Below are 25,432 nucleotides of genomic sequence, written 5' to 3'. Positions count from 1 at the left end.
TTCGGATGAAGCCGTCGCCAGCAACATGATCATAAGGCCACTTGATTTTGTTCCCGATTTGTTCTGTTCTAATAGTGTTCTTCACCGAGATTCGCCCGAGGCCGCCATGTCCATTCGTTTCAAGGACCAGCCTGCTCCTTCGAAACCTGTAAAGCGCTCGCCCATCGAGGCGGCGGAGGCCGCGCGGCGGCGCATGGACGATCCTGCTTACCGGGTGGAGATGGAGCGCAGGCGCGGTCGCGGCTCGATGGCGAATCCGAGCGGGCGCTACGAGCCCGCGCAGCGGGAGAGTTTCGATGACGGCTGGGACATCGAGGACGAGCTGCCTCCCCTGCCGACCGAGGTGATCGTCGAGAAGGCCCGCACGATCATCACGAAGAATGATTCGCCCGACATTCTCTTCGAGAGGTCCATCAACCCCTATCGCGGCTGCGAGCACGGCTGCTCCTATTGCTTCGCGCGGCCGACGCACGCCTATCAGGGGCTCTCCTCGGGCCTCGATTTCGAGACCAAGATCTTCGCCAAGCCCAATGCGGCAGAGCTCCTGGAAAAGGAGCTGCGGGCGCCGAGCTACCAGCCGGCCACCATCGCGCTCGGCGCGAACACGGATCCCTACCAGCCGGTGGAGCGAAAATTCCGCATCACGCGTTCGATCCTGGAAGTTCTGAACCGCGCCAACCACCCGGTCGGCATCGTGACGAAATCGGCGCTCGTCACCCGCGACATCGATATTCTGAGCCAGATGGCCGACAAGCATCTGGTGAAAGTGGCGATCTCGATCACGACGCTGGACCCGAGGCTCGCCCGCAAAATGGAGCCTCGCGCCGCCACGCCGACCAAACGTCTTGAAACCGTGCGCAAGCTCTCGGAGGCGGGCATACCGGTGAGCGTGCTGGTGGCTCCCATCATTCCGGCGATCAACGATCACGAGATCGAGGACATCCTGAAGGCCTCGCAGCAGGCCGGCGCGCAGGAAGCGGGCTATGTGCTTCTGCGTCTGCCGCACGACCTCAAGGACCTGATGCGCGACTGGCTGGTGGAGCACTACCCCGACAAGCTCAAGCACGTGTTCTCGCTGCTTCAGGAAGCGCGGGGCGGGAAGGATTATGACTCCGAGTGGAGCACGCGCCAATCGGGCGTCGGCCCCTATGCCTGGATGATCGGCCGCCGCTTCGAGACCGCCACGGAGCGGCTCGGCCTGAACAAGCGCAACCTGTCCCTGCGCAAGGACCTTTTCAAGGCCCCAGCGAAGGAGACAGGGCAGTTGTCGCTATTCTGATCGAAGAGCGTCATCCCGAACGGCGCAAGCCGAGCTGGGATCGCGTGACCAGCAGAACGCGCTTCTCTCCCCCTTTGCGGGGAGGGATTGAGGGCGGGGGTCGTAAAGTCGAAGCGCTGCACTTCATCCAGAAAGCCCAACAGTCCTACAGCCCCCTCTCCCGGGTGGGAGAGGGGCAGGGGTGAGGGACCGCCCTGTCCGGATCAGGCAGTCCCTCACCCGGAGCTGCGCTCCGACCTCTCCCACCCGGGAGAGGTCTTCCAGCGTCTCACTGGTTTGAGCGCTCACCCGGTCGGACCACCCCCACCCCTACCCCTCCCCGCAAGGGGGAGGGAACAGGCGCCTCACCCTGGGAGGTCCCTGATCGGCCCGGGTCCGCGATTCGAACGGTCGCATGGCATCATGTACGGATGACAAAGGCGCCCCTTGCCGCTTTGATCCGGCCCATGACCGCACCGATTCGCTCACCTAAGAAACCGGGCCTTGGCCTCGAATGCGAGCTTTCAGCCCGCGCGCAGGGCTATTCCTGCATCGTCGGCCTCGATGAGGTGGGGCGCGGCCCCCTGGCAGGCCCAGTGGTGTCGGCGGCGGTCGTGCTCGATCTCGACAACGCCCCACAAGGCCTTGCGGATTCGAAGGCGCTCTCCGCCCAGAAGCGCGAGGCGCTGTTTGCTGAAATCCTTGCGACGTCGAAAGTCGGCATCGCCTCGGTGTCCCATGCGGAGATCGACACCATCAATATCCGGCAGGCATCCCTGCTCGCCATGTGCCGCGCCATGGCCGCCCTTCCCTGCACGCCCGACATGGCGTTCGTGGACGGCAACGATCCGCCGCGCCTGCCCTGTGCGACGGAAGCCGTCATCAAGGGTGATTCGAGCATCGCCTCGATTGCTGCCGCTTCGATCGTGGCGAAAGTGGTGCGGGACCGGATGATGGCGCGCCTTTCCGAGGCTTATCCGGCTTATGGATTCGCGAGCAATGCGGGCTACAGCACGAAAGTGCATCTCCAGGTGCTCGCAGCCGATGGTCCATGCCCCTTCCATCGCCTGAGTTTCGCGCCTTTGAAACAAGGGTTACTGGACCTGTAACCAAACCTAACGCGCGTTAACCCAAAAAGCTCAATCTTTTCAATAAGTCGGCAAGTTTTGCCGACCCAAAATAGCACGTATTTTTTTTCGCTTTTAAACGCGTTCTTTACCCTAACGGACGATGATCCTGAATGTCAGTTGCGTAACCGGTGATCACCCATGGGTACCTCGCGTACCGGGGCTGCCGGCGCCGCCTCCCGGATTAGTGTCTCGCGTACCGGGCGGTCTGCGCCGGCTCCTCGGACGGGGCGTAAAACGCCCCTCTCCGTCGTCCAGCCGAAGTCTCTTCCTCTCAATGAGATCCTTCTCGGCGATTGCATCGCCAATCTCGAGAAGCTCCCGCCTGAGAGCGTGGACGTAGTCTTCGCGGATCCTCCGTACAATCTCCAGCTGGAGCAGGCGCTCACGCGCCCGGACCAGAGCCTCGTCGATGCTGTCGACGATGACTGGGACAAGTTCGCGAGCTTTGCCGATTACGACGCGTTCACCCGCGCGTGGCTCTCTGCCGTGCGCCGCGTGATGAAGAAGAACGCGACGCTGTGGGTGATCGGCTCCTATCACAACATCTTCCGCGTGGGCGCGGCCCTGCAGGATCTCGATTTCTGGATCCTCAACGACATCGTGTGGCGCAAGGCCAACCCGATGCCGAACTTCAAGGGACGCCGCTTCACGAACGCCCACGAGACCATGATCTGGGCCTCCCGCGGCGCGGATTCGAAGGGCTACACCTTCCATTACGACGCGCTGAAAGCCGGCAATGAAGACGTGCAGATGCGCTCGGACTGGTTCATTCCGATCTGCACCGGCGACGAACGTCTGAAAGACGAGAACGGCCGCAAGGTGCATCCGACGCAGAAGCCCGAAGCGCTTCTCGCCCGCGTGCTGCTCTCCTCGTCCAACCCGGGCGACGTGGTGCTCGATCCTTTCTTCGGCTCCGGCACCACCGGCGCCGTCGCGAAACTTCTCGGCCGCAACTTCATCGGGCTTGAGCGCGATCCGACCTATGCGAAGGCCGCGCGCAAGCGCATCGACGCGGTTGTCCCGCTCGATGATGCGTCGGTTTCCGCTCCGCCGGAAAAGCGCACGGAAGTACGCGTGCCGTTCCTCTCCCTCATCGAGGGCGGATACGTGAAGGCGGGCGAAACGCTGGTGGACGAACGCCGCCGCCACAAGGCGGTGGTGCGCGCCGACGGCACGCTGGCGTTAGGCCCCATCGTCGGCTCGATTCACAAGATCGGCGCGCTCACGCAGGGCTTCCCCTCCTGCAACGGCTGGACCTTCTGGAACGTGGAGCGGGACGGCAAGCTCATCTCCATCGACGAGTTCCGCACCAAGGTGCGCGCGGAGATGGCGGCGTAGCCTTCCAACAAATTTGCTTTTTGTCATGGCCGGGCTTGTCCCGGCCATCTTCGTTTGACTACCAATGCCCTCATCATGAGGAGGCGCGCAGCGCCATCTCGAAGGATGTTTCAGTGCACTCTGGAGCCTCCTTCGAGACGCGGACTGCGTCTGCTACTCAGGATGAAGCTTTTTACTTTACGAAGTGCGTCGCAGTTGACGCCAGCCACTCCAGCAATTCCGCATCGAACAGCTCGCTCTCTTCCATTTGCGGCGTGTGCCCGCTTTTCTCGAACACGCGTATGGTCAGATCCTTGAAGCTGCCGCGATAGGCGTCCCAGGTCGCATAAGGCGCGACGAGATAATCGTAGCGGCCGAGCGCGAGGAAGACCGGGATGTCGAACTTGTCCAACCCTTGTCGGACGTCGAGATCGCGGAACGTTTCGCCCCAGAGGTGATCGAAAACGGGCATGTTCACGTGCACGCCGTCCCAGAGCGGAGCGGCATCGTAAGTCCAATCGTACCAACTCTTCGCGCCGAGACGGATGCAGAAGGTGATGAAGCGCTTCTCGGGCGCGGGCTCGATCTCGCTTGGCAACAACGCCAGATCGCTCGCGAGCCTCGCCTTGCGGTCGGGGCAGACGGATTCCTGCCAGTAGCGTTCCGAAGCCTCCTGATGCAGAGCGCTATGGCTCGGGCCCGTGCCAATCATCACCACATGCGAGACGTGTTGCGGATAACGCTTGGCGTATTCCAGCGCCATGTAGCCGTGGCCGGAATGCCCGATGACGATCACCCTCTCATGCCCGAGATGGCGGCGGACGAGATCGATGTCGTCGAGCACAACGTCGAGAGTGTAGTCTTCCGGCTTCAGGTCGTTTGAGGCTTTTGCAAAGCCGCGATGATCCACGAAAATCAGCTGCAGGGATTGCCTCAAGCCTTTCGAGAAGGTGCGCGGATAATAGACGGCGCTGCCGATCACGATGGCGGGCACGCCCTGCCCCTCGATGGAATAGGCCAGCTCGAAGCCGCCGGAGAAAATGGTGCCGCGCATGATCGCTCCTTCCTGAAACGTGCGCGCTTCTCGCTCAAGCGTTCCGGCTTGTGAAGCCCCTCGCCCTCACCAAAACCGTAGAGCGCTCTCACGTTGGCGGAGGGGTGCGGGCGTCAGGAGTTCGGGCGATGGTGGACTTGTCCCCAATCCGGAACAATCCCCTATGCCAATCCCGGTCAACCGCTTTAGCATCCTGTCATGGCTCACGCGTCTCACGATCCCTTCCGCTTTGCGATCACCGAACCGTCCTGGGACGACCTTCGGATCTTCCTGGCCGTGGTGGCTCATGGATCGATGAACAGTGCGGCAAAGGCCCTGGGCCAGAGCCAGCCGACGATCGCCCGGCGCATCAAGGCGCTGGAGGAGTCCCTCGGGCTCGATCTGTTCCAGCGCGGTCCCAACAATCTCGACCTGACGGAAGCCGGACAGGCAATTCTGGAAGCCGCTGCTCCCATGGGCGAGGCGGCAAGTGTCATCTCGCGCACGGCCGCCGCCTATCGCCCCGACCCGGACGCGCCCGTGCGGATCACGGCCACATCCTCCGTCGCCATGTTCCTGTCGCTGCATTCCGCGGAACTGCACAAAGCCGCGGAGCCGGTGGAGATCGCCTACATCCCCACCCGCCGCAGGCTCGATCTCGCCTCGGGTGAGGCTGACATCGCACTTCGCATGCGCACTCTGCCCGAAGGCACGGATGATCTCGTAGCGCGAAAGATCGGCCAGATTGCCTTCGCCATCTACGCCACGACGGACAACCCCGAAGCCGTCATCGCTCCGCCGGAAGACCCAACTCTGTCGCGCCAGGCCGCCTATGTCGCCGAGTTCGCGCAAGGCCGCACCATCGCGGCCCGCATTGGTGACATGCCGATCCGCTATCAGGCCGCGAAGGCAGGTCTAGGGGCTGCTTTCCTTCCCTGCTGGCTCGGCGATTCCGATCCCGATTTCGTGCAGGTGATGAAGCCCGAAGGCGATCTCATCGAGGACGTGTTTCTCGTCATGCACCGCCGCAGCCGCAACCGTCCGAACGTGACACGCGTCGCGAACGCGCTGGCAACGCTGTTCAAGCGCAGTCAAAAGGCGCTGGTCGGCGGCTGATCAGCTGTCAGTCTTTGGAGACGCTTTCTTGCTCGCAGTCTTCGCGCCCGGCAGATCGCCCAAGGCATGCGCCAGCACCTTCTTCATCGCGCCGGGAAGCGCCTCTTCATGCAGTTGAAGACGCGGCGTCCAGCGCATGTCGAATGGCGCGGGCGTCCCCTTCGGCACTTTCGCGAAGAGCACCGTCAGTTCCAGTGGGAAATGCGTGAACACATGGCGCACCGTGCCGGGAAGGCGCTGCCAGCGCGCCTCGATGGGTGCGTCGAGCACGGCGCGGGAAGGCTCGTAAGTAGGCTCCCAATCGCTCGTCGGCGGTTCGGCCATGCCGCCGAGCAAGCCTGTGGGCGGACGGGTGCGCAACAGGATCGTGTCGTCCGCGCGGAGCACCACGAAAGCCGCACCCTTGCGCAATTGCCCGGTTTCTTTCTTCTGCTTCTTCGGAAACGTCTCCTGCAAGCCCGCGGCGCGGGCCTGGCACGGCTTCATCCACGGACAGAGGGCGCAGGCCGGGCGCTTGGGGGTGCAGATGGTGGCGCCGAGATCCATCACCGCCTGCGCGAAATCGCCGGGACGGTCCTCGGGGACCAGTTCTTCCGTCAATGCGCGGATGAGCGGCTTTGCCTTCGGCAGCGGCTCCTCGACCATGAAGAGGCGGGACATGACCCGCTCCACGTTGCCGTCCACCGCTGCCGCCTTCTGATTGAAGGCAATCGCCGCCACGGCCCCTGCCGTATAGGCGCCGATGCCGGGGAGCTTCAGGAGCTCGGCCTCGGTCGAGGGAAATTGCCCGCCATGCTTTTCCACAACAGCCTTGGCGCAGGCATGGAGATTGCGGGCGCGGGAATAATAGCCGAGCCCCGCCCAGGCCTGCATGACCGAATCCGTGGGAGCCTCGGCAAGCGCCTCCACCGTGGGGAAGCGCTGAAGGAAGTTGAGGTAGAAAGGCTTGACCGCCGCCACCGTCGTCTGCTGGAGCATGATCTCCGAAAGCCAGACGCGGTAAGGGTTTGCGGTCTCGCCGGGCTTGGCGCGCCACGGCAGATCGCGCCGGTGACGGTCGTACCAGCAAAGCAGGTCCTGCGGGTCGGGCTTGGTCGCGCTCAAAGCGGGCGTTAACATGTGACGTGGAATAACGGTCTTGCACTCATATTCCAACGCGGCTTTTGAGCATTCAACATGAGACGACCGAGGCCCCTCGCCCGCCCCCTTGCCGAGTTTCTCGACGTCTGCCTCTCCCCGAGCCTGGCGGCGCAAGGCTTTGCGACCTCCGACATCATCATGGCCTGGGCGGATATCGTAGGGGAGCGGCTCGCCGCCTTCACCCAGCCGCTGAAGATCGAATGGAAGCGGAAAGCCCCCCATGCGGACCCGGAGGCAAGACCGGAGCCCGCCACCCTCGTGATCCGCGTGGAAAGCGCCTTCGCCCTTGAGCTCCAGCACATGGCTCCGACCGTCATCGACCGGGTGAACACCTATTACGGCTGGCGCTGCATCGGCAAAATCGTCCTGAAACAAGGCCCCGTGCGGCGGGTTGAGAAGAGGAAGCCCCCCGTGCCCTCACTCTCTCCGGCGGACAAGGCGAAGGTCAGCGCGGCCATCGGCGGGATCGAGGAGGACAGCCTCAAGGCCGCCCTCGACCGGCTCGGCCAAGCGATTGTCAGCTCCGGTTCACGCACGAAAGAGTGAGATAACGGACGCTTGCCTCCACGCTCCAGGCATTCTACCGCAGGACGAAACCTCTTCAGGAGTTCCCTTCACATGATCACCCGGCGTCAGACGCTTCAGCTTCTCGGGACCGCGGCCGTTACCGCTTATCTCGCCACGAGCCTTCCGGCCTTCGCCCAGAACGTGGCCGTTCAGGATCTGGCTCAAGCAGGCCCCCTCGGCGACGTGGCTCTCGGCCCGGAAAACGCCAAGGTGACCATCGTCGAGTACGCCTCGCTCACCTGCTCCCACTGCGCCAACTTCCATGCCACCACCTGGCCGGAGCTGAAGAAGCGCTACATCGACACGGGCAAGGTGCGCTTCATCCTGCGCGAGTTCCCCCTCGATCCGCTGGCGACCGCCGGTTTCATGCTCGCCCGCTGCGACGGCAACGACAAGTATTACCCGATCACGGACATGCTCTTCGAGCAGCAGAAGAACTGGGCCTTTGTGGACAAGCCCCTCGACGCGCTCCGTCAGTTCATGAAGCAGGCAGGTTTTTCACAGGAAAAATTTGATGCTTGCCTCAAGGACCAGAAACTTTATGACGCAGTCAACGCGGTGAAGAACCGGGGTATGGAACAGTTCAATGTGGACTCCACGCCCACTTTCTTCATCAATGGCCAGCGTCATCCGGGAAGCCTGTCGATCGATGAGATTGAAAAGGTCATCAAGCCTCTGCTGGGCGAGTAAGCCCCAAAACCCTGCCGTGAGGCGGGACGGGAAGGCGCGTCCATGAAGCTGACGCGCCTTCGCATCGCAGGGTTCAAGACCTTCGTCGAGCCGACCGACTTCCTGATCGAGCCGGGCCTGACCGGCGTGGTCGGGCCGAACGGCTGCGGAAAATCCAACCTCGTGGAAGCCCTGCGCTGGGTGATGGGTGAGAATTCCCACAAGAACATGCGCGCCACGGGGATGGACGACGTCATCTTCTCCGGTTCCGGCGGCCGGCCCGCCCGGAACTGGGCCGAGGTGATGCTCACCATCGACAACATCGAGCGCACGGCCCCCGCCGCCTTCAACGACGCGGATGTCCTTGAAATCTCGCGCAAGATCGAACGCGAGGAAGGCTCCACCTACCGGGTGAACGGCAAGGAAGTCCGCGCCCGCGACGTGCAGATCCTGTTCGCGGATGCCGCCACCGGCTCCCGCTCCCCCGCCCTCGTCCGCCAGGGCCAGATCAGCGAAATCATCTCGGCGAAGCCCCAATCCCGCCGCCGCATCCTCGAGGATGCCGCCGGCATCGCGGGCCTTCATGCCCGCCGCCACGAGGCGGAGCTGCGCCTGAAGGCCGCCGAGGACAACCTTGTGCGCGTCGAGGACGTGATCCGGGAGCTGGAAAGCCAGGTCGAGAGCCTGAAGCGCCAAGGCCGCCAGGCCTCCCGCTACAAGAACCTCTCCTCCGAGATCCGCCGCCTCGAAGCGCTGATGTACGCGATCAGTTATGCCGATGCGCGGGATCAGGCCGCCACCGCCGAACGGCAGGTGGCCGAGGACCTCAAGGCCGTTGCCGACCTGACCGAGGCCCAGACCCAGACCGCCACGGCCCAGGCCGTCGCCGCCCACCACATCCCTGCCCTGCGGCAGGCCGAGGCCGAGGCCGCAGCCGCCCTGCAGCGCCTGACCCATGCCCGGAACGAGCTGGAATCGGAGGAGCGCCGCTCCAAGGACCGCCTGGTCGAGCTGGAGCGCCATATCGGCGACCTGAACCGGGACATCGCCCGCGAGGCCGCGCAGCGCGCCGATGCGGAAGCCACCATCGAGCGCCTTCAGATCGAGGCTGCCGAGATCGCCCAGACCACCGACGGGGCTGACGACGTTCGCGCCGAGAACGAGGAGCGCCTTCAGGCCGCCGAAGCCGCATTGGCCGAGGCCGAGGCCGCTCTCAGCGCCCTCCAGGCCCAGACCTCCGATCTCAACGCCCGCCGCGCCGCCCTCGAGCGCTCCGTGCGCGAGGAGATGGAGCGCGCAGCCCGCTTCCGCTCCGAGAAGGAGCGCCTGGAACGCGAGATCGAGGCGCTTGCCGCCTCCTCGACCCATGACGGCCCGCCCATCGACGACCTGCGCGAGGAAACCGCAATCGCCGAGGAAACCGCCCAGGCTTCCGAGGAAGCGGTGATCGAGGCCCGCGAGGCCGTGGCCGCCGCCCGCGAGATGGAGAACCGCCTGCGCCAGCCTCTCAACGAGGCCGAACGCAAGGCGCAACGGCTTGAGACGGAGGTTCTGACCCTCGCCAAGCTCGTGACCTCCGCAACCGGCGACCTCTGGCCTCCGGCCCTCGACCAGATCACGGTCGAGAAGGGTTACGAGGCAGCCTTGGGTGCAGCCCTTGGCGACGATCTCGAAGCCTCGACCAATCCTTCCGCCCCGCACCACTGGGAAATGACCGGCTCCGGCGAGAACGATCCTCGCCTGCCCGAAGGCGTGCGGTCGCTGGCCGATCTTGCCCGGGCTCCCGTGGAGCTGCAGCGGCGTCTTCGCCAGATCGGCGTGGTGAACCGGGACGACGGCCTGCGCCTGCGCGGCCTCTTGAAGCCCGGCCAGCGCCTGGTCTCGCAGGAAGGCGACCTGTGGCGCTGGGATGGCTTCACCACCGCTGCCGAAGCCCCCTCGCCTGCGGCCCGCCGTTTGGCCGAAAAGAACCGCCTTGGCGACCTTGAGCGCGAGGCCGCAGAGGCCCGCGAAGAGGCCGAGCAGCTGCGGCACGAAGCCGAGGGCGCTCTTGAGGCCGTCCGTCAGGCGGCGTCCCGCGAGATGCAGGCTATCGAGGCCGCCCGTCAGGCCCGACAGGCGCTCGATTCCGCCCGTACGCGCCTCTCCGTCGCCGAGCGCAAGGAGGCCGAACTCGGCCAGCGCCGTTCGGCCCTGCAGGAAGGCCTGACCCGCCTTTCCGAAAGCGAGGCCGAAGCCCTGGAGCGCGTGCAGGATGCGGAAAGCGCCCTGCAGGATCTCGCTCCCGCGCCGGATCTCGAAAGCCGCCTCCTCGAAGAGCGCACCCGGGTGGCCGAGCGCCGAGCCGCCGCCTCCGAGGCACGCGCCGCCGTTCAATCCCTGATGCACGAAGCGGAACTCCGCCGCCGCCGTCAGGATTCGATTGCCGCCGATATCCGCCTTTGGACTGAGCGCGCCGCCCGCGCCGCCAAGGCCAACGAGGATCTCGGCGAGCGCCTGGAGCGCGCCCAGGACGAGCACCAGCGCCTGCTGGAGGCTCCCGACACCTATCTCCAGCGCCGCCGCGCCCTCATCAACGAGGTCGAGGAAGCGGAAGCCAAGCGCAAGGAGGCCGCCGACCGGCTCGCAGACGCCGAAACTGGGCTGGCCGAGACCGACCGCAGCGCCCGCGCGGCTCTCGAAGCCCTGGCCGCCGCCCGCGAGGCCCGCGCCGGCTCCCAGGCCCGCCACGAGGCCGCCGTGCAGCGCCTGGCCGAAATCACCCGCAACATCGCGGAGAATCTCGAAACCACGCCGGCGGGCCTCATCGAGATGGCCGGCTTGCGGGAAGTGACCGAGCTCCCCTCGCACAGCGAGATCGAATCGAAACTCCACTCCCTCAAGGCGGATCGCGAGCGCCTCGGCGCGGTGAACCTGCGCGCCGACGAGGAACTGACGGAACTCGAGACCAAGTACACCGGCATCGCCACCGAGCGCGACGACCTGGTGGAAGCCATCAAGCGCCTGCGTCAGGCTATCGGAAGCCTCAACCGCGAAGGCCGTGAGCGCCTGCTTGCCGCCTTCGACGTGGTCAACGATCATTTCAAGCGCCTCTTCACCACCCTCTTCGGCGGCGGCACGGCGGAACTGACCCTGGTCGATTCGGACGATCCGCTGGAAGCCGGCCTTGAGATTCTGGCCCGCCCGCCGGGCAAGAAGCCTCAGAGCATGACCCTTCTCTCCGGCGGCGAGCAGGCGCTGACGGCCACCGCGCTCATCTTCGCGGTGTTCCTCACGAATCCCTCGCCGATCTGCGTGCTGGACGAGGTGGACGCGCCCCTCGACGACGCCAACGTGGAGCGCTATTGCGCACTCCTCGAAGAGATGTCGAAGCAGACGGAAACCCGTTTCGTGGTCATCACCCACAACCCGATCACCATGGCCCGCATGGACCGGCTCTTCGGCGTCACCATGGCAGAACGGGGCGTGTCGCAGCTCGTGTCAGTGGACCTCCAGAGCGCTGAGCGCATTCTTGAGGTAGCTTAAGGCTTTCAGGCCCGCCTTCCTTCAGCCTTAAAAACGTGTGCGCTTTCTGCTCAAGTATGCGTGAAAACGCACTTTATCTAGTTTTATCAATTACTTAACTGTTTTCAGACGGTCCTTGACAGGGGGGACCCCCGCTCATATGTTGCGCCCGGCTTTCGGGGCCAGGCTTCCAAGCATTTTCCCGCAACGCTTTTTAGGAGATCGCAATGGCGGACCCTACCGGGCGGAACGGCGAAAATGAGCGGAAACCGGATGGTGCCGATGACGCCAACCTTTCGGCGAGGCTGAAATCTCTCGATGCACGGATCTCACAAGCATCCGTACAGCGGGCTGAGGCTGAACCTCGTGAACGACCAAAGCAAGACAACACCGCGATCGGCCAGGCCTTCAGGTATTCGGCCGAATTCGTTTCAGGGGTTCTTGCCGGCGGCGTGCTGGGTTGGCTCATCGACAAACTGTTCGGCATTTCGCCTTGGGGTCTCATTATTTGTCTCATCCTCGGCTTCTGCGCCGGCATGCTCAATCTTCTTCGAGCATCGGGCGCAGTGAAATCAGCCCGGTATGACGACAAAAAGTGAGAAGCCTCGGTTTCGGTAACGTTTAAGCAGCAGCGCAACAGCAGGATTTGAGAGCGGATCATGGCGAGCCCGATCGAACAATTTCAGGTCAAGCCCATCATTCCGATTATCAATTTCACCAATTCATCGCTGTTCATGCTCGGCGCTGCAGCGGTCATCGTCGGTGGATTGCTCTACGCCACGCGCAAGAAGGCCCTGGTTCCCGGCCGTGCGCAGTCGGTCGCTGAGATCCTGCACGATTTCGTGGCCAACACGCTGACCGACACGACAGGCCGCGAAGGCATGAAGTTCTTCCCCTTCGTGTTCTCCCTCTTCATGTTCGTGCTGACGGCAAACCTGCTCGGCATGGTCCCAGGTTTCTTCACCGTCACCAGCCAGATCGTCGTGACCTTCGCGCTCGCGTTCCTGGTGATCGGCACCGTGATCGTTTACGGCTTCGTCGCCCACGGCCTGCACTTCCTGCATCTCTTCACGCCCTCGGGCGTGCCGGGCTGGCTTCTGCCCTTCATCACCGTGATCGAGATCATCTCCTTCCTCTCACGTCCGATCTCCCTGTCCCTGCGTCTCTTCGCGAACATGCTGGCCGGCCACATTGCGCTCAAGGTCTTCGGCGGCTTCGTGGTGTCGCTCGGCACCGCCGGCATCGGCATCGCGCTTCTCTCCCCTCTTCCGCTTCTCATGGCGGTTGGTCTTACGGCGCTCGAGTTCCTCGTCGCCGCGCTGCAGGCCTACGTCTTCACGGTGTTGACCTGCATCTACCTCAACGACGCCCTGCATCCGGGACACTAAGGCGCGGCGTCGTCCCTCTTCCCTCTCTCCCGATCATCACCCCTAGGAGATCACGATGGATCCTATCGCTTTCAAGTACCTCGGCGCGGGCCTGGCCTGCTTCGGCATGGGCCTCGCCGCTCTCGGCGTCGGCAACATTTTCGGCAACTTCCTGTCGGGCGCCCTGCGTAACCCGTCGGCTGCCGACGGCCAGTTCGCTCGTGCGTTCATCGGTGCGGCGCTCGCGGAAGGCCTCGGCATCTTCTGCCTCGTCGTCGCCCTTCTCCTGCTGTTCACCTAATTCACTTCTTTCGGTGATCGGGAGAGCAAGGCTCAGGTTGAAGCCTTGCTTGAGACAGTGACGGCGGAAAACCCGCCGTCATTTCCACATTCCAGGACCGTTTTTCCATGGCTCAGGCTCAGACCACCCAGGCTGGTACGGAAGCTCACGGCGGCGCCCACGCGGCGGATGCCACCTTCCCGCCTTTCGCGACGGAAACCTTCGCCGGTCAGATCATCTGGCTCGCGATCACCTTCGTGCTGCTCTATACGCTTCTCTCGAAGCTCGTTCTGCCGCGTCTGTCCGGCATCATCGAGAACCGCCGCGCGCTCATTGCGAAGGATCTCGACGAGGCCGCCGCCATGAAGGCCCGTGCGGAAGAGGCAGGCTCCGCCTACGAGAAGGCTCTGGCCGAGGCCAAGGGCCGCGCTCAGGCTCTCGCCCAGGAAACCCGCGCCAAGCTCGCCGCTGAGAGCGACGCCAAGCGCAAGGCCCTGGAAGCCGACCTCAACAAGCGTCTGGCTGAATCGGAAGCCACCATCGCCACCAAGAAGACGCAGGCCATGAGCCATGTCCGCGGCATCGCCGCCGAGACTGCCACGGCCATCGTCGAACGGATCACCGGCAAGGCCCCTGCTCCGCAGTCGGTCGAAGCCGCCCTCGATCAAACCCAGGCGTAAGGAGAGCCCCATGCTAGCCAATCCCACCTTCTGGGTTGCCGTCTCCTTATTCATCTTCATCGGGTTGCTGTATTACTACGGCGTTCCCCGCACCATCGGCAATCAGCTCGATTCCCGCGGCAAGCGCATCGCCGACGAACTGGCCGAGGCCAAGCGCCTGCGTCAGGATGCCGAAAACCTCCTGAAGGAGTTCGAGTCCAAGCGTGCCGCCGCCGAGCGCGAGGCCGCCGAGATCGTCTCCAACGCCAAGCAAGAGGCCGAGCGCCTTGCCGCCGAAGCCCAGGAGAAGATGGCCGACTTCGTGAAGCGCCGCACCGCTTCCGCCGAGGCAAAGATCGCCCAGGCCGAGGCCCAGGCCTCCGCCGAGGTCCGCGCCGCCGCTGTCGACGCCGCCGTCAAGGCCTCCGAGCGCGTGCTGCGCCAGGAGATCAACGGCAGCACCGCCTCGGCGCTGGTGAGCAAGGGCCTGACCGACGTGCGCGCGAAGCTGCAGTAAGCTCGCGCAACACCGGCACCGTTTAAAAAGGCCGCCTTCAAAGGCGGCCTTTTTGCTTGAGAGGAAACATGCTGCTGATTTTCGACTGCGACGGTGTTCTGGTTGATTCCGAGACCCTCGCCTGCCAGATCGACGCCGACATCCTGTCCGGGCTCGGTCTGCCCTATACCGTCGACGACATCACACGCGAATTCGTCGGAAAAAGCATGAAGGACATGATCGCCCGCATCGAGGCGGACCATGCCTGCACATTGCCTGAGGATCTGAGCGAACGAATCAACACCGCTCTCTACCAGCGGTTCGAAACGGAGCTGCAACCGATCGACGGCGTGCGCGAGGCGATTCTCGCCCTGCCCTATCCGCGCTGCGTCGCTTCCTCCTCAGTCCCGGAACGAATCGCTCTATCGCTGCGCGTGACAGGCCTCGCCGATCTCTTCGAGAACGTCTTCAGTGCAACGCAGGTGGCGCACGGCAAGCCGGCGCCCGACCTGTTTCTTTTTGCAGCGGAGCGGATGGGCGCCGATCCGAAGGATTGTCTCGTGATCGAGGATTCAACCGCGGGAGTGCAGGCGGCCATTGCCGCCGGAATGCGCGTGATCGGCTTTACAGGCGGCAGCCATTGCGGGCCGAACCATGCGCAGAAACTGCTACAGGCCGGTGCGACGGCATTGATCGAACGAATGGAAGAACTGCCCGAAACGATCCTTCGGTGACGAGGCGAGCAGAACTGACCCATCAGCTTACGGAATGCGTGAACGGATATCGCGCTTCAGTCGCCAGCTATCCGTCCGCCTCAACAATCTGGTGCTTGTCCGTGCTTTTCGGATCAACCGGAGAGAAAAGATCCGGGCGAACCCTCTTGATTTCCTGCGAGAGCGGAGCTGCCAGCGTACGGGCATATTCCCGGGTAATGTGTTGGGTGTCGCGATAGATCAACACATTGCCGCCGACAGGATAGCAATATTCCTGATCGCAGAACCGATCTGTCAGATCGATGAATGCAACGTTCTTAGGTTGAGGATTGAGCAATTCTACAGGGCTGACAGGATCGATGACCGCATGACGTGGCCTTGAGCAGGGCAGGACATCGCGCGGATTGGCTGCAACACATCTCAAGAGGTTAAGCTGCATCTTTGGGTTGTCGCGAATGGCAACGATCTGAATGTTCTTTTCAGCCAGCCTTTCCCATTGTGTGAGATAGCTCTCCGGAACATATTGTATCGACTCGCCTTCTTGACGAGTAATTCTGCGGCGGGTCGACGTGGTGAAAACCATATCGGGCTGGAGTTCTACCAGAAGCTTATAAACGCTCTCATTCCAGATGGCACACGGCGATGCCATATCTGGCAAGAACATGAAGGGACACGCTCCTTTGGTGATGGCGATCAGCCTCCATTTTTGCTCTTGCGCAATTTGCCCTATCGCCGGCAGCCAATGCTCCGAATGCGAGCCACCAACGACGACAACCGTCCTCAAGGCCTCTTCTCTACTGACACCTCGCTCGCAAGTAATGACTTCGCTCTTGGCGATGCTTTGCTGGCAATACTGCTGCTTTAGTGGCTCCAGCATTTCCTCAGGGGGATAAATAGGAATGCCCGGCTTTACGACAGCCTCACGTGTCAGCGGGAATGCACCACCCTGATATTGCGCCTTCATCAGGGTCATAGCCTCCTCCCGTCGGCTCTCCGCAACATGCAGGGATATGATCCAGACCAGCACCGCCGCGATGACAGGCGCAGCACATCCCGTGGACAGCGCATGAATCTGCCAAGGCTTCTGCTTGCCGATGGGCGAGCGCTGAAGGGGCTGTTCGAGAAAGCGTGTCGTCACATAGGCCCCGACTAAAGAGACCAAGAGAATCAGTAATCCACTGCCGAGTCCGACTTTGCTGCTGTTTTGAACGACCGTGTAGAAGATCAAGATCGGCCAGTGCCAGAGGTAGAAGGAGAACGAAACGTCGCCTAGCAGCACAAGCGGCTTCGAGGCCAAGATCCGGTCGACACCGTATCGGCTCTGCGTATGAGTGGAAGCGAGGACCAGAACCGCGCCGAGCGTCGGCCAGAGAGCGACATAGCCTGGAAACTTGATAGAAGCAGGAATGATGAAGCCGCAGCTGACGATCAGTGCTAGGCCCGCCCAACCCACTAGGATCCGCATCAGGTGCGGCAACGCTACATGCGGGAGCAGGATCGCAGCGAGACCACCCAGGGAAAACTCCCAGACGCGCGCTAGCGGATTGAAGTAGGTAGGAGCCGGATCCGCTGCAGTCTCAGTGATGGAGTAAGCGAGCGAAGTGACAAAAACCGCCGTCAGCACGATGATCGGGATTGCAACGGGCCGGCTGAACAGGCGCGATAGCCAGCCGGTTGCCAGGATCATGAACGGCCATACGGCATAGAACTGAATCTGGATCGACAAAGCCCAGAATTGCTGGACCGGACTTAACGCCGCATCCCTCTCGAGATAATCAACGGATTTCATCATGAGATTGATGTTCTCGACATGAAAGACGCTGGCGATCGTTTCGCTCAGGAATCGCGACACTTCTGCCCCGGGCAACAGAACGAAAGCCGCGATCGTAGTCAGAGCAAGAACGAAATAAGCAACGGGCGCAACTCTTCTGGCGATCCGCCCCCAGAAAACGATCAGCCGAATGCCACCTGTTTTCAGATCTTCCCGGTAAAGAGAACCGGTGATGAGAAAACCGGAAATGACGAAGAAGACATCCACGCCACCCGAGACGCGCCCGCCCCAGATGTGAAAGCACGCCACCAACAGGGCGCCGATAGTGCGGACCCCTTGGATTTCGGGGCGGTAAGTCGAGTTCTCAGCTCTCGCAGCAACCATGAACCTATGCTCTTCATAGTTCCGGCAGCGAAGGGAGGAGCTCGCCTGGAGAGACGAGATCAAAGCCATGGTGCATCTTGCGAGATGCCCGCAACGGACGCCCCGCCAGAAATTCTGAACATACTCTCTGAGTGGATGCTGCCGTAACAACTCAGGTGACGTGAAGTAATTCCCTGAGTTTGCTCCTATCAGGAAGAAAACGGCTTGCATCCTCTCCGAACATGCAGGTGCGACTACCGACGAGGACTTCTGCACGCCATGTGCGTGAGCCGCAGCTGTCAAAAACCTTACAGCTTATTGGCCTGCGTCAGTGACCCGCTGTCCGCTTGTCTTCCGCTGGGCAACCGGCAGGAATAGATCCGGCCGGACCTTCTCCATTCTCTCACCGAGAGCAGGAGCGAGATGGCGAGCGTACGTTGCCGTCAGATGGGTGCCGTCTCTGTACATGATGATGTTCTTCTGAACAGGGGGGCACATGTACCTTGTGCAGAACTGATCGTTGAGATCGATGAAACTCACATTCGTCGGTCTTGGGTTCAGCCGTGTGCTCGGGTCCTTGTCGTCCAGAACTTCAGAGCGCGGGCGGCCACAGTTGATTCCGGGAGAAGGCGCGCCGGAGAGGCATCGGGGCGCATTGATGATCAAACGCGGCGTATCGCGAAGAGCGATGAAGGTGACACCACTGTTCTCGAAGCGAGCCCAATGCTCGAGGAACTCAGATGGGACGTATTCCTTCTTCCCCTCATTCGCGGCGTTTCCACTGGAATCCCGCAAACGACCGCGATTAGGGCGCGTTGATGTCGTAAATACTGCGTCCGGCTTCAGCTTGAGCAAGTGCTGCACCAAGGCTTCCGTCCATTCACGGCAGGTTGCATGCATGCGGTCATAGGCCATGGGAGGACATCCGTCCTTTGTCGTAACGACAAGGCGCCAGTCGTTCTCCCTCGCTAGGACCTCCAAAGCGGGAAACCAGTGAGCGGAATGGGAATCGCCCACAAGAGCGATGGTCTTTGTGGGGTTAGTCTTGTTACCGTACGTGCAGGAGATCAACTCGACTCGTTTCTCTGCCTGGTTGCAGTTGTCGAGATTGATCCGGGGAATATCCCCCATCGCTGTCTCCAAAGGCGGCTGAAGAGGCAGCTTGCGGTATTCCTCGATCGCTATGGAAGCAGACGCACCTCCTGGGTGAGTGACGACCGCAATCGTGACGGATGCAGCCAGGAGGACGGGCAGAACCAGCGCAGCTCCGATCATCTGGAAGCGGCTGAACGTTTTGCCGAAGCCTATGGTCTGAATAGGCTCCTCGACCCAGCGATGAGAAAGATATGCGCAACAAAGCGCTACGGCGATGACGGAAAGGCCCTGGGCTAGATCCAAGCTCGTCTCGCCTGTCAGGAGCATGGCGAAAATCAGGATCGGCCAGTGCCACAGGTAGAACGAAAAGGAGAAGTCCCCCATGAAAACCAGGGGCTTCATACTCAGCAGCCTATCGGCGCCAAAGCGCACTCCACTGCTGCCGCTAATGAGCAAGAGACTTGCGCCGAGCACAGGCCAGAGGGCGACATAGCCGGGGTAATGCGCGGAGGCAGGCACCAGGAAGCCGCAACTGAGGATCGCAATCAGTCCAACCCATCCCGCGACGTAACGCACCTTTGGCGGAATATTCAGGTGAGGCGCGGCGACGGCAACGAGGCCGCCGATTGCAAACTCCCAGACACGGGCAAGCGTATTGAAATATGTCGGGGATGGGTCTCGGCCGGTCTGGATGATCGAATATGCGAGGGATGCAAGGAATACCAAGGCTAGAGCCAGGGCGAATGCGGTCCATGCCGAACGGACCTTGCGAGCGGCAAAGGCCACCCCAAGGAGAAGAAAGGGCCAGACCGCATAGAATTGTACCTGTACGGACAGGGCCCAGAACTGCTGCGTCGGGCTCGGCGGATTGTCGCGGGAGAGATAATCGACCGCGTTCCTCATGAGCTTGAAATTTTCAAGGTGAAGGGCGCTGTAGGCGATCTCCGGCAGAAAATCCCGCTGCTCCAGAGGCGGCATCAAGACCATGATCGCCAGGAACGTAAAGAATAGAACCAGAATTCCCATAGGGACCACGCGTCTGGCGATCCGCCACCAAAATGCAACCACATCAATGGTCTGGTGTCTTTGGACCTCTTTGTAGAGGGAGCCGGTGATCAGGAATCCGGAAATGACGAAGAAGACGTCGACCCCGCCCGAGACGCGCCCGCCCCAGATATGAAAGCATGCCACCAGCAGGGCGCCGATGGTGCGGACTCCTTGGATTTCGGGGCGGTAAGTTGAGCCTACCTTAGTCGAAGCCGTCATCGCGCTCTGTCTTCACCGTCCACGATGACCGGGGGCAACCTGCCAAATGGAGTTGGGCATAGCCCTAGCCAGCGGTGCCAACGCATGAGGGAAAGCCTAGCTTCACCTCATCAACCCGGCATCGCATAGAGTTGCCGTTACGTTACACCCCATTAGCTCAGGGCCGTTGATTTGCCTCCTCTCCAAACAGAGAGGTGCGTATATACTTTGGCAAATTTTCCCCTAACAAGCTGTGCCCAATCGGTCACAACCTTGAGGCCATAACGAAAAATGCCGCCCGAAGGGGCGGCATTTCCGGAGAATTGCGTCGTTTTTACTCAGCCGCTTCCGCGACCGGAGCCGGCTTTGTCCATTTGAGGATCGGGTTGCGGGCCGCGCGGGTTTCGTCGAGGCGGCGGCGTGGGGCGTGGTAGGGAGCGCCTGTGAAGCGTTCCGTGTCGCCGTTCTTGGCCGCCATGGCGAGATCGCGCAGCGTCGCGACGAAGAGATCAAGGGACGACTTCGATTCGGACTCCGTCGGCTCGATCAGCATCGCGCCATGCACCACCAGCGGGAAGTACATGGTCATCGGGTGATAGCCCTCGTCGATCATGGCCTTCGCCACGTCGAGGGTGGTCACGCCCGTGTCCTTCAGCCACGCATCGTCGAACAGCACCTCGTGCATGCACGGCTTGTTGCCGAACGGCAGCGACATGAGGTCGGAGAGTCCGGCGCGGATGTAGTTGGCGTTGAGCACGGCGTCCTCTGACGCCTGCTTCATCCCGTCCGAACCATGCGAGAGCATGTAGGACAGAGCGCGCACATACATGCCCATCTGGCCATGGAAGGCGGTCATGCGGCCGAAAGGCTTCTCGGCAGCGTCGGCCGCTTCCTCAACCAGCTCGAAGCCGTCCTTGCCCACGCGCACGAACGGAACCGGCGCGTAAGGCGCAAGACGCTCGGAGAGCACCACCGGGCCGGAGCCCGGGCCGCCGCCGCCATGCGGCGTCGAGAAGGTCTTGTGCAGGTTGATGTGCATGGCATCGACGCCGAGATCGCCCGGCTTCGCCTTGCCGACGATGGCATTGAAGTTCGCGCCGTCGCAGTAGAAGTAGGCACCCGCATCATGAATCGCCTTCGCGATCTCAGCGACCTGCGGCTCGAAGAGGCCGCAGGTGTTGGGGTTCGTGAGCATGATCGCGGCCACATCCGGACCGAGACGCTCCTTCACGTCCTCCACATGCACCCAGCCGTCCTCGCGGGCCGGAACCGGCTTCACCACGAATCCGATGAGGGCTGCAGTCGCCGGGTTCGTGCCGTGCGCGGAATCGGGCACGAGCACCACGTTGCGGGTTTTGCCCTCGCCCTTGGCCTCGATGGCGGCCTTGATCGCCATCATGCCGCACAGTTCGCCATGCGCGCCGGCCTTCGGCGAGAGCGCGACGGACGTCATGTTGGTGAGCGTGACGAGATAGCGGCCGAGCTCGTTCATGAGTTCGAGCGCGCCCTGCACGGTGGAAATCGGCTGCAGCGGATGCACGTCGGAGAAGCCCGGCAGACGCGCCATGCGCTCGTTGAGGCGCGCATTGTGCTTCATCGTGCAAGAGCCCAGCGGGAACAGGCCAGTGTCGATGCCGTAGTTCATCTGAGACAGGCGCACGTAATGGCGCATGGTCTCGGGCTCGGAGAGACCCGGAAGACCGATGGCCTCCTTGCGCTCCAGGCCGCCGAGACGCGGCTGGAAATCCTCCGGCTCGTCGATGTCGACGCCGGTCGTGTCGTAGCGGCCGATCTCGAAGAGCAGCGGCTCGACCTGCGCCAGCGCCTTGTTGCCGGTGAAGGTCGGATGCTCGGTGGTGCCGGCCTGACCGGCTTGGGTGGGACGTCCCTGGCGGTTCAACATCACAGAACCTCCTTCAAGGCGGCACAGAAGGCCGCACGGTCATCATCGGTGTTCACTTCGGTGGAAGCGACGAGCAGCAGATTGTCGAGGCCGGCGCCGGGCAGCAGGCGCGACACAGGCACGCCCGCGAGCACGCCCTTCTTGGCAAGCGCTTCGACCACTTCAGCCGCAGGCTTTGCCAGCTTCACGGTGAACTCGTTGAAGAACGTCTTGTTGAGAACCTCGACGCCCTTCACGCCAGCCAATTGGTCGGCGAGCTTGATCGCATTCGCATGGTTCACGCGGGCAAGACGCTTCAGGCCCGTTTCGCCGAGCAGCGTCATGTGAATGGTGAAGGCCAGCGCGCAGAGGCCCGAATTCGTGCAGATGTTCGAGGTCGCCTTGTCGCGGCGGATATGCTGCTCGCGCGTCGAGAGCGTGAGCACGAAACCGCGATTGCCGTCCGCATCCACCGTCTCGCCGCAGAGGCGGCCCGGCATCTGGCGGATGAACTTGGACTGCGTGGCGAAAAGACCCACATAAGGTCCGCCGAAGTTCAGCGCGTTGCCGATGGACTGGCCCTCGCCGACCACGATGTCGGCGCCCTGGCTGCCCGGCGACGCCATGAGGCCGAGCGTCACGACTTCCGTGAACACGGCGATCAGCAGCGCGCCATGCTTGTGCGCCTTCTCGGCGATCGGCTTCAGGTCGCGCACATTACCGAACACGTCCGGCGACTGCACGACGACGCAGGACGTCGTGTCGTCGATCTGCGAGAGAATGTCCTCGGAGCCCGCCACGTCCGGCTGCATGGTGACGACCTGATCGCTCGCCATGTCGGAGAGCGTGCGCACCACTTCAGCGTAATGCGGATGCAGGCCGCCGGAGAGCACGGCCTTGCGGCGCTTGGTGACGCGGTGCGCCATGAGCACCGCCTCGCCCGTGCCGGTCGAGCCGTCATACATGGAGGCGTTCGCCACTTCCATGCCGGTGAGAGCGGCGACCTGCGTCTGAAACTCGAAGAGATATTGCAGCGTGCCCTGTGCGATCTCGGGCTGATACGGCGTGTAGCTCGTGAGGAACTCGGAACGCTGGATCAGGTGATCGACGGTCGCCGGAACGTGGTGCTTGTAAGCGCCAGCGCCCACGAAGAACGGCACGGAGGATGCCGGCACATTCTTGGACGACATGCGGGAGAGGATGCGCTCCACCTCCAATTCGCCCTTGCGGCGCGGCAGGTCGACCGGCTCCTTCAGGAGCAGGTTCTTCGGCACATCGGCGAACAGTTCGTCCACCGTTTTGACGCCGATGCGCGCGAGCATCTCGCTGCGATCGGTGTCGGAAAGAGGCAAATAACGCATCGGCTAAAAACCTTGCTAGCGTGTCTCACGAATTTCTCCCCTTGTGCAGAAGCAGGCAGGAGAGGCGCAACGGGCTCTCCTCCCCCTTGTGGGGAGGAGTGGGAGGTGGGGGTGTCAGCGCCAACATCTCAGAATGTAGCGCTCACACCCCCACCCCTAGCCCCTCCCCACAAGGGGGAGGGGGATAGATATGATGGTTCGCCGGATGCTCATGCTGTCACGGGATGCCCGCCACCACGATTTCCGTGACCACGGAATTGGCGATGAAGCATTCCTTGTGAGCGAGGTGATGCATGTCGGCGATCTGCTCGGGCGTCGGAATCTGGTCGCCGGAGAACGCGATTTCGGGGTTGAGCGTCACTTTCGAGACGTAGAATTTCCCGTTCTCGTTCTTCGTCATCACACCGAGCGCCTTGTCCTCGTAACGGTCGATGACGAGGCGCCTTTTGGCGGCGATGTGAAGGAAGGTGAGCATGTGGCAGCTCGATATGGATGCCACGAACGCTTCCTCCGGGTCGACAGCATCCTCGCGGGAATACGGCAAGGGCACCACGAGCGGTGACGGCGACGCCTGAACCTCGATGCCGCCGTCGAACGACCAACGGTGGCCACGCTTGTACTTGTTGTCGGAGAAAGCCTCGCCTTCCCCGCGCGTCCAAACCACTGTGGCCGTGTATTCGTGTGCCATGGCCTTGCCCGACTTTTCGTTCTCCACGAAGCCTCACCCTGAGGAGGACCGTCAGGTCCGTCTCGAAGGGCGAGGCGTCTCCAGTGCTCTCTGAATCCTCCTTCGAGACGCCGCTCACGCGGCTCCTCAGGATGAGGCAGAGTTTCGTGACGCTCTCGATTACGAAATCGACTTCACGAATTCCTGGTACTGCTCCTCGGTCAGCAGACCGTCGAGCTCGCTTGGGTTCGTGAGGCGGATCTTCAGGAACCAGCCGCGACCGGCGGGGTCCTCGTTCACGGTGCCGGGCGTGGCTTCGAGATCGCTGTTGACCTCGACGACTTCGCCGGAAACCGGAGCGTAGACTTCGCTTGCGGCCTTCACGCTCTCGACGACGGCGGCTTCATCGCCCTTGTTGAGCGTTTTGCCGACGCTCGGCAGCTCCACGAAAACGACGTCGCCGAGCTGGCCCTGAGCGAAATCGGAAATGCCGACGATGCCGGCGTCGCCTTCGACGCGGATGTATTCGTGATCCTTGGTGTAACGCGTGGTCATTGTTGTTCTCCCCTGGGATTAGCGCTTGTAGCGATGCGGTACGAACGGCATGGCGGCGACCTTGGCAGGCAGCGGCTTGCCGCGAACGACGAGATGAAGATCGGTGCCGATGGCGGAAACATCCTTCGACACGTAGCCCATGGCGATGGGACCATTGACGGTGGGGCCGAAGCCGCCGGAAGTGACGATGCCGACCTCGCGTCCGTCGGGCGTGGTGATCACGGTGCCCTCGCGAGCGGGAGCGCGGCCTTCCGGCAGAATGCCGATGCGCACGCGGGCAGCGCCTTCCTTCACCTCGCGCTGAATGCGCGCGGCGCCCGGGAAGCCTCCCTCCTCGCGGCGGCGCTTCTGGATGGACCAGTTGAGGCCGGCTTCGATCGGCGATGTGGTGGTGTCGATATCGTGGCCGTAGAGGCACAGGCCCGCTTCGAGGCGCAAGGAATCGCGCGCACCGAGGCCGATGGGCTTCACTTCAGGATCAGCGAGCAGCGTGTTCCAGAGTTTTGTCGCGTCGCCTGCCTTGCAGGAAATCTCGTAGCCGTCCTCGCCGGTGTAGCCGGAGCGGGAAACGTGGCACCAGATGCCGTCGATCTGCACGTCGGCGGACATCATGAAAGGGATATCCGCAGCCTCGGGCGAGAGCTTGCCGAGCACGGCAGCGGCTGACGGACCCTGCAGCGCCATCAGCGCGAGGTCGTCCTTTCGGTTCAGGCTCACGCCCTGCGGCAGGCGCGCCTGGATATGCGCGTAGTCCTGCTCCTTCATGGAAGCGTTGACGACGAGATAGAGCCAGCCCTCGTGGCCGGGAGCGCCCACGCGGGTGACCATGAGGTCGTCGAGGATGCCGCCGTTCTCGTCGAGCAGCTGCGAATAGCGCTGCTGGTTCGGCTTGAGGTTCAGCACATCGGCGGGAACAAGGGCCTCGAGCGCCTTGGCTGCGGTCTCATGGCTCTTGTCGTCGGCCACGAGGAATGCCTGGCCCATATGGGAGACATCGAACAGGCCCGCATGCTCGCGGGTCCAGTTGTGCTCGGTCATGATGCCGGTGGGGTACTGCACCGGCATGTTGTAACCGGCAAACGGCACCATGCGGGCACCGAGCGCCACATGCTCGGCATGGAGCGGCGTATTCAGAAGCGGCTGATCGCTGTGCGCTGTCTCGGCCATCGTGTTCCCTCAAAGGTGCGCGTTTCATCGAGCCTTTCGGCCCGTTGCTGTGCGCCCCCTCTGTCACGAGACCTGAG

The 25,432-nt window shown here is 62.6% G+C and carries 22 protein-coding genes; 13 read left to right on the top strand and 9 right to left on the bottom strand.

Annotation, left to right across the window (positions count from 1 at the left end; all coding sequences use genetic code 11):
• The first annotated feature begins 106 nt into the window (after positions 1–106).
• From BLP10_RS13610 to BLP10_RS13600, 3 genes are all read left to right on the top strand, one after another.
• Positions 107–1,279: a PA0069 family radical SAM protein gene (locus BLP10_RS13610; protein WP_175493912.1), complete on the top strand. Its 1,173-nt coding sequence runs from the start codon at positions 107–109 to the stop codon at positions 1,277–1,279.
• 446 nt (positions 1,280–1,725) lie between these two features.
• Complete coding sequence (locus tag BLP10_RS13605) at positions 1,726–2,367, top strand: ribonuclease HII (RefSeq protein ID WP_175493911.1); 642 nt, start codon at positions 1,726–1,728, stop codon at positions 2,365–2,367.
• A gap of 159 nt (positions 2,368–2,526) precedes the next feature.
• A complete protein-coding gene (locus tag BLP10_RS13600) occupies positions 2,527–3,726 on the top strand; it encodes a site-specific DNA-methyltransferase (protein ID WP_244510523.1) in 1,200 nt (399 codons plus the stop codon).
• Positions 3,727–3,898: 172 nt separating this feature from the next.
• On the opposite strand, the gene BLP10_RS13595 is transcribed toward BLP10_RS13600, so the two are convergent.
• Positions 3,899–4,759, bottom strand: a complete 861-nt coding sequence (locus tag BLP10_RS13595) for an alpha/beta fold hydrolase (protein WP_091135361.1) — start codon at positions 4,757–4,759, stop codon at positions 3,899–3,901.
• 198 nt (positions 4,760–4,957) lie between these two features.
• Between BLP10_RS13595 and BLP10_RS13590 the strand changes: the two genes are divergently transcribed.
• Positions 4,958–5,854, top strand: a complete 897-nt coding sequence (locus tag BLP10_RS13590) for a LysR family transcriptional regulator (RefSeq protein WP_091135360.1) — start codon at positions 4,958–4,960, stop codon at positions 5,852–5,854.
• Here BLP10_RS13590 and mutY read toward each other — a convergent pair whose 3' ends face one another.
• Positions 5,855–6,973, bottom strand: coding sequence for an A/G-specific adenine glycosylase (mutY, locus tag BLP10_RS13585; protein WP_091135358.1), 1,119 nt, complete (start codon positions 6,971–6,973; stop codon positions 5,855–5,857).
• Positions 6,974–7,030: 57 nt separating this feature from the next.
• Here mutY and BLP10_RS13580 point away from each other — a divergent pair, with 57 nt between their 5' ends.
• From BLP10_RS13580 to BLP10_RS13540, 9 genes are all read left to right on the top strand, one after another.
• Positions 7,031–7,540, top strand: a complete 510-nt coding sequence (locus BLP10_RS13580) for a DUF721 domain-containing protein (protein WP_091135356.1) — start codon at positions 7,031–7,033, stop codon at positions 7,538–7,540.
• A gap of 72 nt (positions 7,541–7,612) precedes the next feature.
• Positions 7,613–8,251 (top strand): DsbA family protein, encoded by a 639-nt coding sequence (locus tag BLP10_RS13575; protein ID WP_091135354.1) that lies wholly within the window; start codon positions 7,613–7,615, stop codon positions 8,249–8,251.
• A gap of 42 nt (positions 8,252–8,293) precedes the next feature.
• On the top strand, positions 8,294–11,755 hold the full coding sequence (smc, locus tag BLP10_RS13570) for a chromosome segregation protein SMC (protein WP_091135352.1): 3,462 nt from the start codon (positions 8,294–8,296) through the stop codon (positions 11,753–11,755).
• 206 nt (positions 11,756–11,961) lie between these two features.
• Entirely contained in the window at positions 11,962–12,333 is a 372-nt protein-coding gene (locus BLP10_RS13565; protein WP_091135350.1) for an AtpZ/AtpI family protein, read from the top strand.
• A gap of 60 nt (positions 12,334–12,393) precedes the next feature.
• Positions 12,394–13,122 (top strand): F0F1 ATP synthase subunit A, encoded by a 729-nt coding sequence (locus BLP10_RS13560; RefSeq protein WP_091135349.1) that lies wholly within the window; start codon positions 12,394–12,396, stop codon positions 13,120–13,122.
• Between the two features lie 55 nt (positions 13,123–13,177).
• Positions 13,178–13,402 carry a F0F1 ATP synthase subunit C gene (locus BLP10_RS13555; RefSeq protein WP_027315246.1) on the top strand — a complete coding sequence of 75 codons (225 nt, stop codon included), beginning with the start codon at positions 13,178–13,180 and terminating at the stop codon, positions 13,400–13,402.
• A 107-nt stretch (positions 13,403–13,509) separates the two neighbouring features.
• Entirely contained in the window at positions 13,510–14,061 is a 552-nt protein-coding gene (locus BLP10_RS13550) for a F0F1 ATP synthase subunit B family protein (protein WP_091135346.1), read from the top strand.
• A gap of 10 nt (positions 14,062–14,071) precedes the next feature.
• Positions 14,072–14,557: a F0F1 ATP synthase subunit B family protein gene (locus BLP10_RS13545; protein ID WP_091135342.1), complete on the top strand. Its 486-nt coding sequence runs from the start codon at positions 14,072–14,074 to the stop codon at positions 14,555–14,557.
• Positions 14,558–14,625: 68 nt separating this feature from the next.
• Entirely contained in the window at positions 14,626–15,270 is a 645-nt protein-coding gene (locus tag BLP10_RS13540) for an HAD family hydrolase (RefSeq protein ID WP_091135340.1), read from the top strand.
• Between the two features lie 67 nt (positions 15,271–15,337).
• On the opposite strand, the gene BLP10_RS13535 is transcribed toward BLP10_RS13540, so the two are convergent.
• From BLP10_RS13535 to gcvT, 7 genes are all read right to left on the bottom strand, one after another.
• Positions 15,338–17,404: an acyltransferase family protein gene (locus BLP10_RS13535; RefSeq protein ID WP_175493910.1), complete on the bottom strand. Its 2,067-nt coding sequence runs from the start codon at positions 17,402–17,404 to the stop codon at positions 15,338–15,340.
• A gap of 294 nt (positions 17,405–17,698) precedes the next feature.
• Entirely contained in the window at positions 17,699–19,744 is a 2,046-nt protein-coding gene (locus BLP10_RS13530; RefSeq protein WP_091135336.1) for an acyltransferase family protein, read from the bottom strand.
• A gap of 313 nt (positions 19,745–20,057) precedes the next feature.
• On the bottom strand, positions 20,058–21,626 hold the full coding sequence (gene gcvPB, locus BLP10_RS13525) for an aminomethyl-transferring glycine dehydrogenase subunit GcvPB (RefSeq protein WP_091135334.1): 1,569 nt from the start codon (positions 21,624–21,626) through the stop codon (positions 20,058–20,060).
• Positions 21,626–22,966, bottom strand: a complete 1,341-nt coding sequence (gene gcvPA, locus BLP10_RS13520; RefSeq protein ID WP_091135333.1) for an aminomethyl-transferring glycine dehydrogenase subunit GcvPA — start codon at positions 22,964–22,966, stop codon at positions 21,626–21,628. Before gcvPA ends, gcvPB begins: the two co-directional genes overlap by 1 nt.
• A 217-nt stretch (positions 22,967–23,183) precedes the next feature.
• The gene (locus tag BLP10_RS13515) at positions 23,184–23,654 is read right to left on the bottom strand and encodes an OsmC family protein (RefSeq protein WP_091135570.1); all 471 of its coding nucleotides are present in this window, start codon (positions 23,652–23,654) and stop codon (positions 23,184–23,186) included.
• Between the two features lie 159 nt (positions 23,655–23,813).
• Positions 23,814–24,188 carry a glycine cleavage system protein GcvH gene (gene gcvH / locus BLP10_RS13510; protein WP_091135331.1) on the bottom strand — a complete coding sequence of 125 codons (375 nt, stop codon included), beginning with the start codon at positions 24,186–24,188 and terminating at the stop codon, positions 23,814–23,816.
• A gap of 18 nt (positions 24,189–24,206) precedes the next feature.
• Entirely contained in the window at positions 24,207–25,355 is a 1,149-nt protein-coding gene (gene gcvT / locus BLP10_RS13505) for a glycine cleavage system aminomethyltransferase GcvT (protein WP_091135329.1), read from the bottom strand.
• Positions 25,356–25,432: the final 77 nt, after the last annotated feature.

The organism is Microvirga guangxiensis (assembly GCF_900102135.1).
Lineage (GTDB): Bacteria > Pseudomonadota > Alphaproteobacteria > Rhizobiales > Beijerinckiaceae > Microvirga > Microvirga guangxiensis.
Note: the sequence above shows the minus strand (reverse complement) of the source record. Positions and strands in the feature narration are given on the sequence as shown.

What these genes read in the sequence shown, in the direction of transcription:
- BLP10_RS13530 (WP_091135336.1), bottom strand. Translation starts at nt 19,744, where the DNA reads ATGACGGCTTCGACTAAGGTAGGCTCAACTTACCGCCCCGAAATCCAA.
- BLP10_RS13550 (WP_091135346.1), top strand. Translation starts at nt 13,510, where the DNA reads ATGGCTCAGGCTCAGACCACCCAGGCTGGTACGGAAGCTCACGGCGGC.
- gcvPB (WP_091135334.1), bottom strand. Translation starts at nt 21,626, where the DNA reads ATGTTGAACCGCCAGGGACGTCCCACCCAAGCCGGTCAGGCCGGCACC.
- BLP10_RS13610 (WP_175493912.1), top strand. Translation starts at nt 107, where the DNA reads ATGTCCATTCGTTTCAAGGACCAGCCTGCTCCTTCGAAACCTGTAAAG.
- mutY (WP_091135358.1), bottom strand. Translation starts at nt 6,973, where the DNA reads ATGTTAACGCCCGCTTTGAGCGCGACCAAGCCCGACCCGCAGGACCTG.
- BLP10_RS13590 (WP_091135360.1), top strand. Translation starts at nt 4,958, where the DNA reads ATGGCTCACGCGTCTCACGATCCCTTCCGCTTTGCGATCACCGAACCG.
- BLP10_RS13545 (WP_091135342.1), top strand. Translation starts at nt 14,072, where the DNA reads ATGCTAGCCAATCCCACCTTCTGGGTTGCCGTCTCCTTATTCATCTTC.
- BLP10_RS13535 (WP_175493910.1), bottom strand. Translation starts at nt 17,404, where the DNA reads ATGGTTGCTGCGAGAGCTGAGAACTCGACTTACCGCCCCGAAATCCAA.
- BLP10_RS13560 (WP_091135349.1), top strand. Translation starts at nt 12,394, where the DNA reads ATGGCGAGCCCGATCGAACAATTTCAGGTCAAGCCCATCATTCCGATT.
- BLP10_RS13565 (WP_091135350.1), top strand. Translation starts at nt 11,962, where the DNA reads ATGGCGGACCCTACCGGGCGGAACGGCGAAAATGAGCGGAAACCGGAT.
- BLP10_RS13515 (WP_091135570.1), bottom strand. Translation starts at nt 23,654, where the DNA reads ATGGCACACGAATACACGGCCACAGTGGTTTGGACGCGCGGGGAAGGC.
- gcvPA (WP_091135333.1), bottom strand. Translation starts at nt 22,966, where the DNA reads ATGCGTTATTTGCCTCTTTCCGACACCGATCGCAGCGAGATGCTCGCG.
- gcvT (WP_091135329.1), bottom strand. Translation starts at nt 25,355, where the DNA reads ATGGCCGAGACAGCGCACAGCGATCAGCCGCTTCTGAATACGCCGCTC.
- smc (WP_091135352.1), top strand. Translation starts at nt 8,294, where the DNA reads ATGAAGCTGACGCGCCTTCGCATCGCAGGGTTCAAGACCTTCGTCGAG.
- BLP10_RS13605 (WP_175493911.1), top strand. Translation starts at nt 1,726, where the DNA reads ATGACCGCACCGATTCGCTCACCTAAGAAACCGGGCCTTGGCCTCGAA.
- BLP10_RS13580 (WP_091135356.1), top strand. Translation starts at nt 7,031, where the DNA reads ATGAGACGACCGAGGCCCCTCGCCCGCCCCCTTGCCGAGTTTCTCGAC.
- BLP10_RS13555 (WP_027315246.1), top strand. Translation starts at nt 13,178, where the DNA reads ATGGATCCTATCGCTTTCAAGTACCTCGGCGCGGGCCTGGCCTGCTTC.
- BLP10_RS13540 (WP_091135340.1), top strand. Translation starts at nt 14,626, where the DNA reads ATGCTGCTGATTTTCGACTGCGACGGTGTTCTGGTTGATTCCGAGACC.
- gcvH (WP_091135331.1), bottom strand. Translation starts at nt 24,188, where the DNA reads ATGACCACGCGTTACACCAAGGATCACGAATACATCCGCGTCGAAGGC.
- BLP10_RS13595 (WP_091135361.1), bottom strand. Translation starts at nt 4,759, where the DNA reads ATGCGCGGCACCATTTTCTCCGGCGGCTTCGAGCTGGCCTATTCCATC.
- BLP10_RS13600 (WP_244510523.1), top strand. Translation starts at nt 2,527, where the DNA reads ATGGGTACCTCGCGTACCGGGGCTGCCGGCGCCGCCTCCCGGATTAGT.
- BLP10_RS13575 (WP_091135354.1), top strand. Translation starts at nt 7,613, where the DNA reads ATGATCACCCGGCGTCAGACGCTTCAGCTTCTCGGGACCGCGGCCGTT.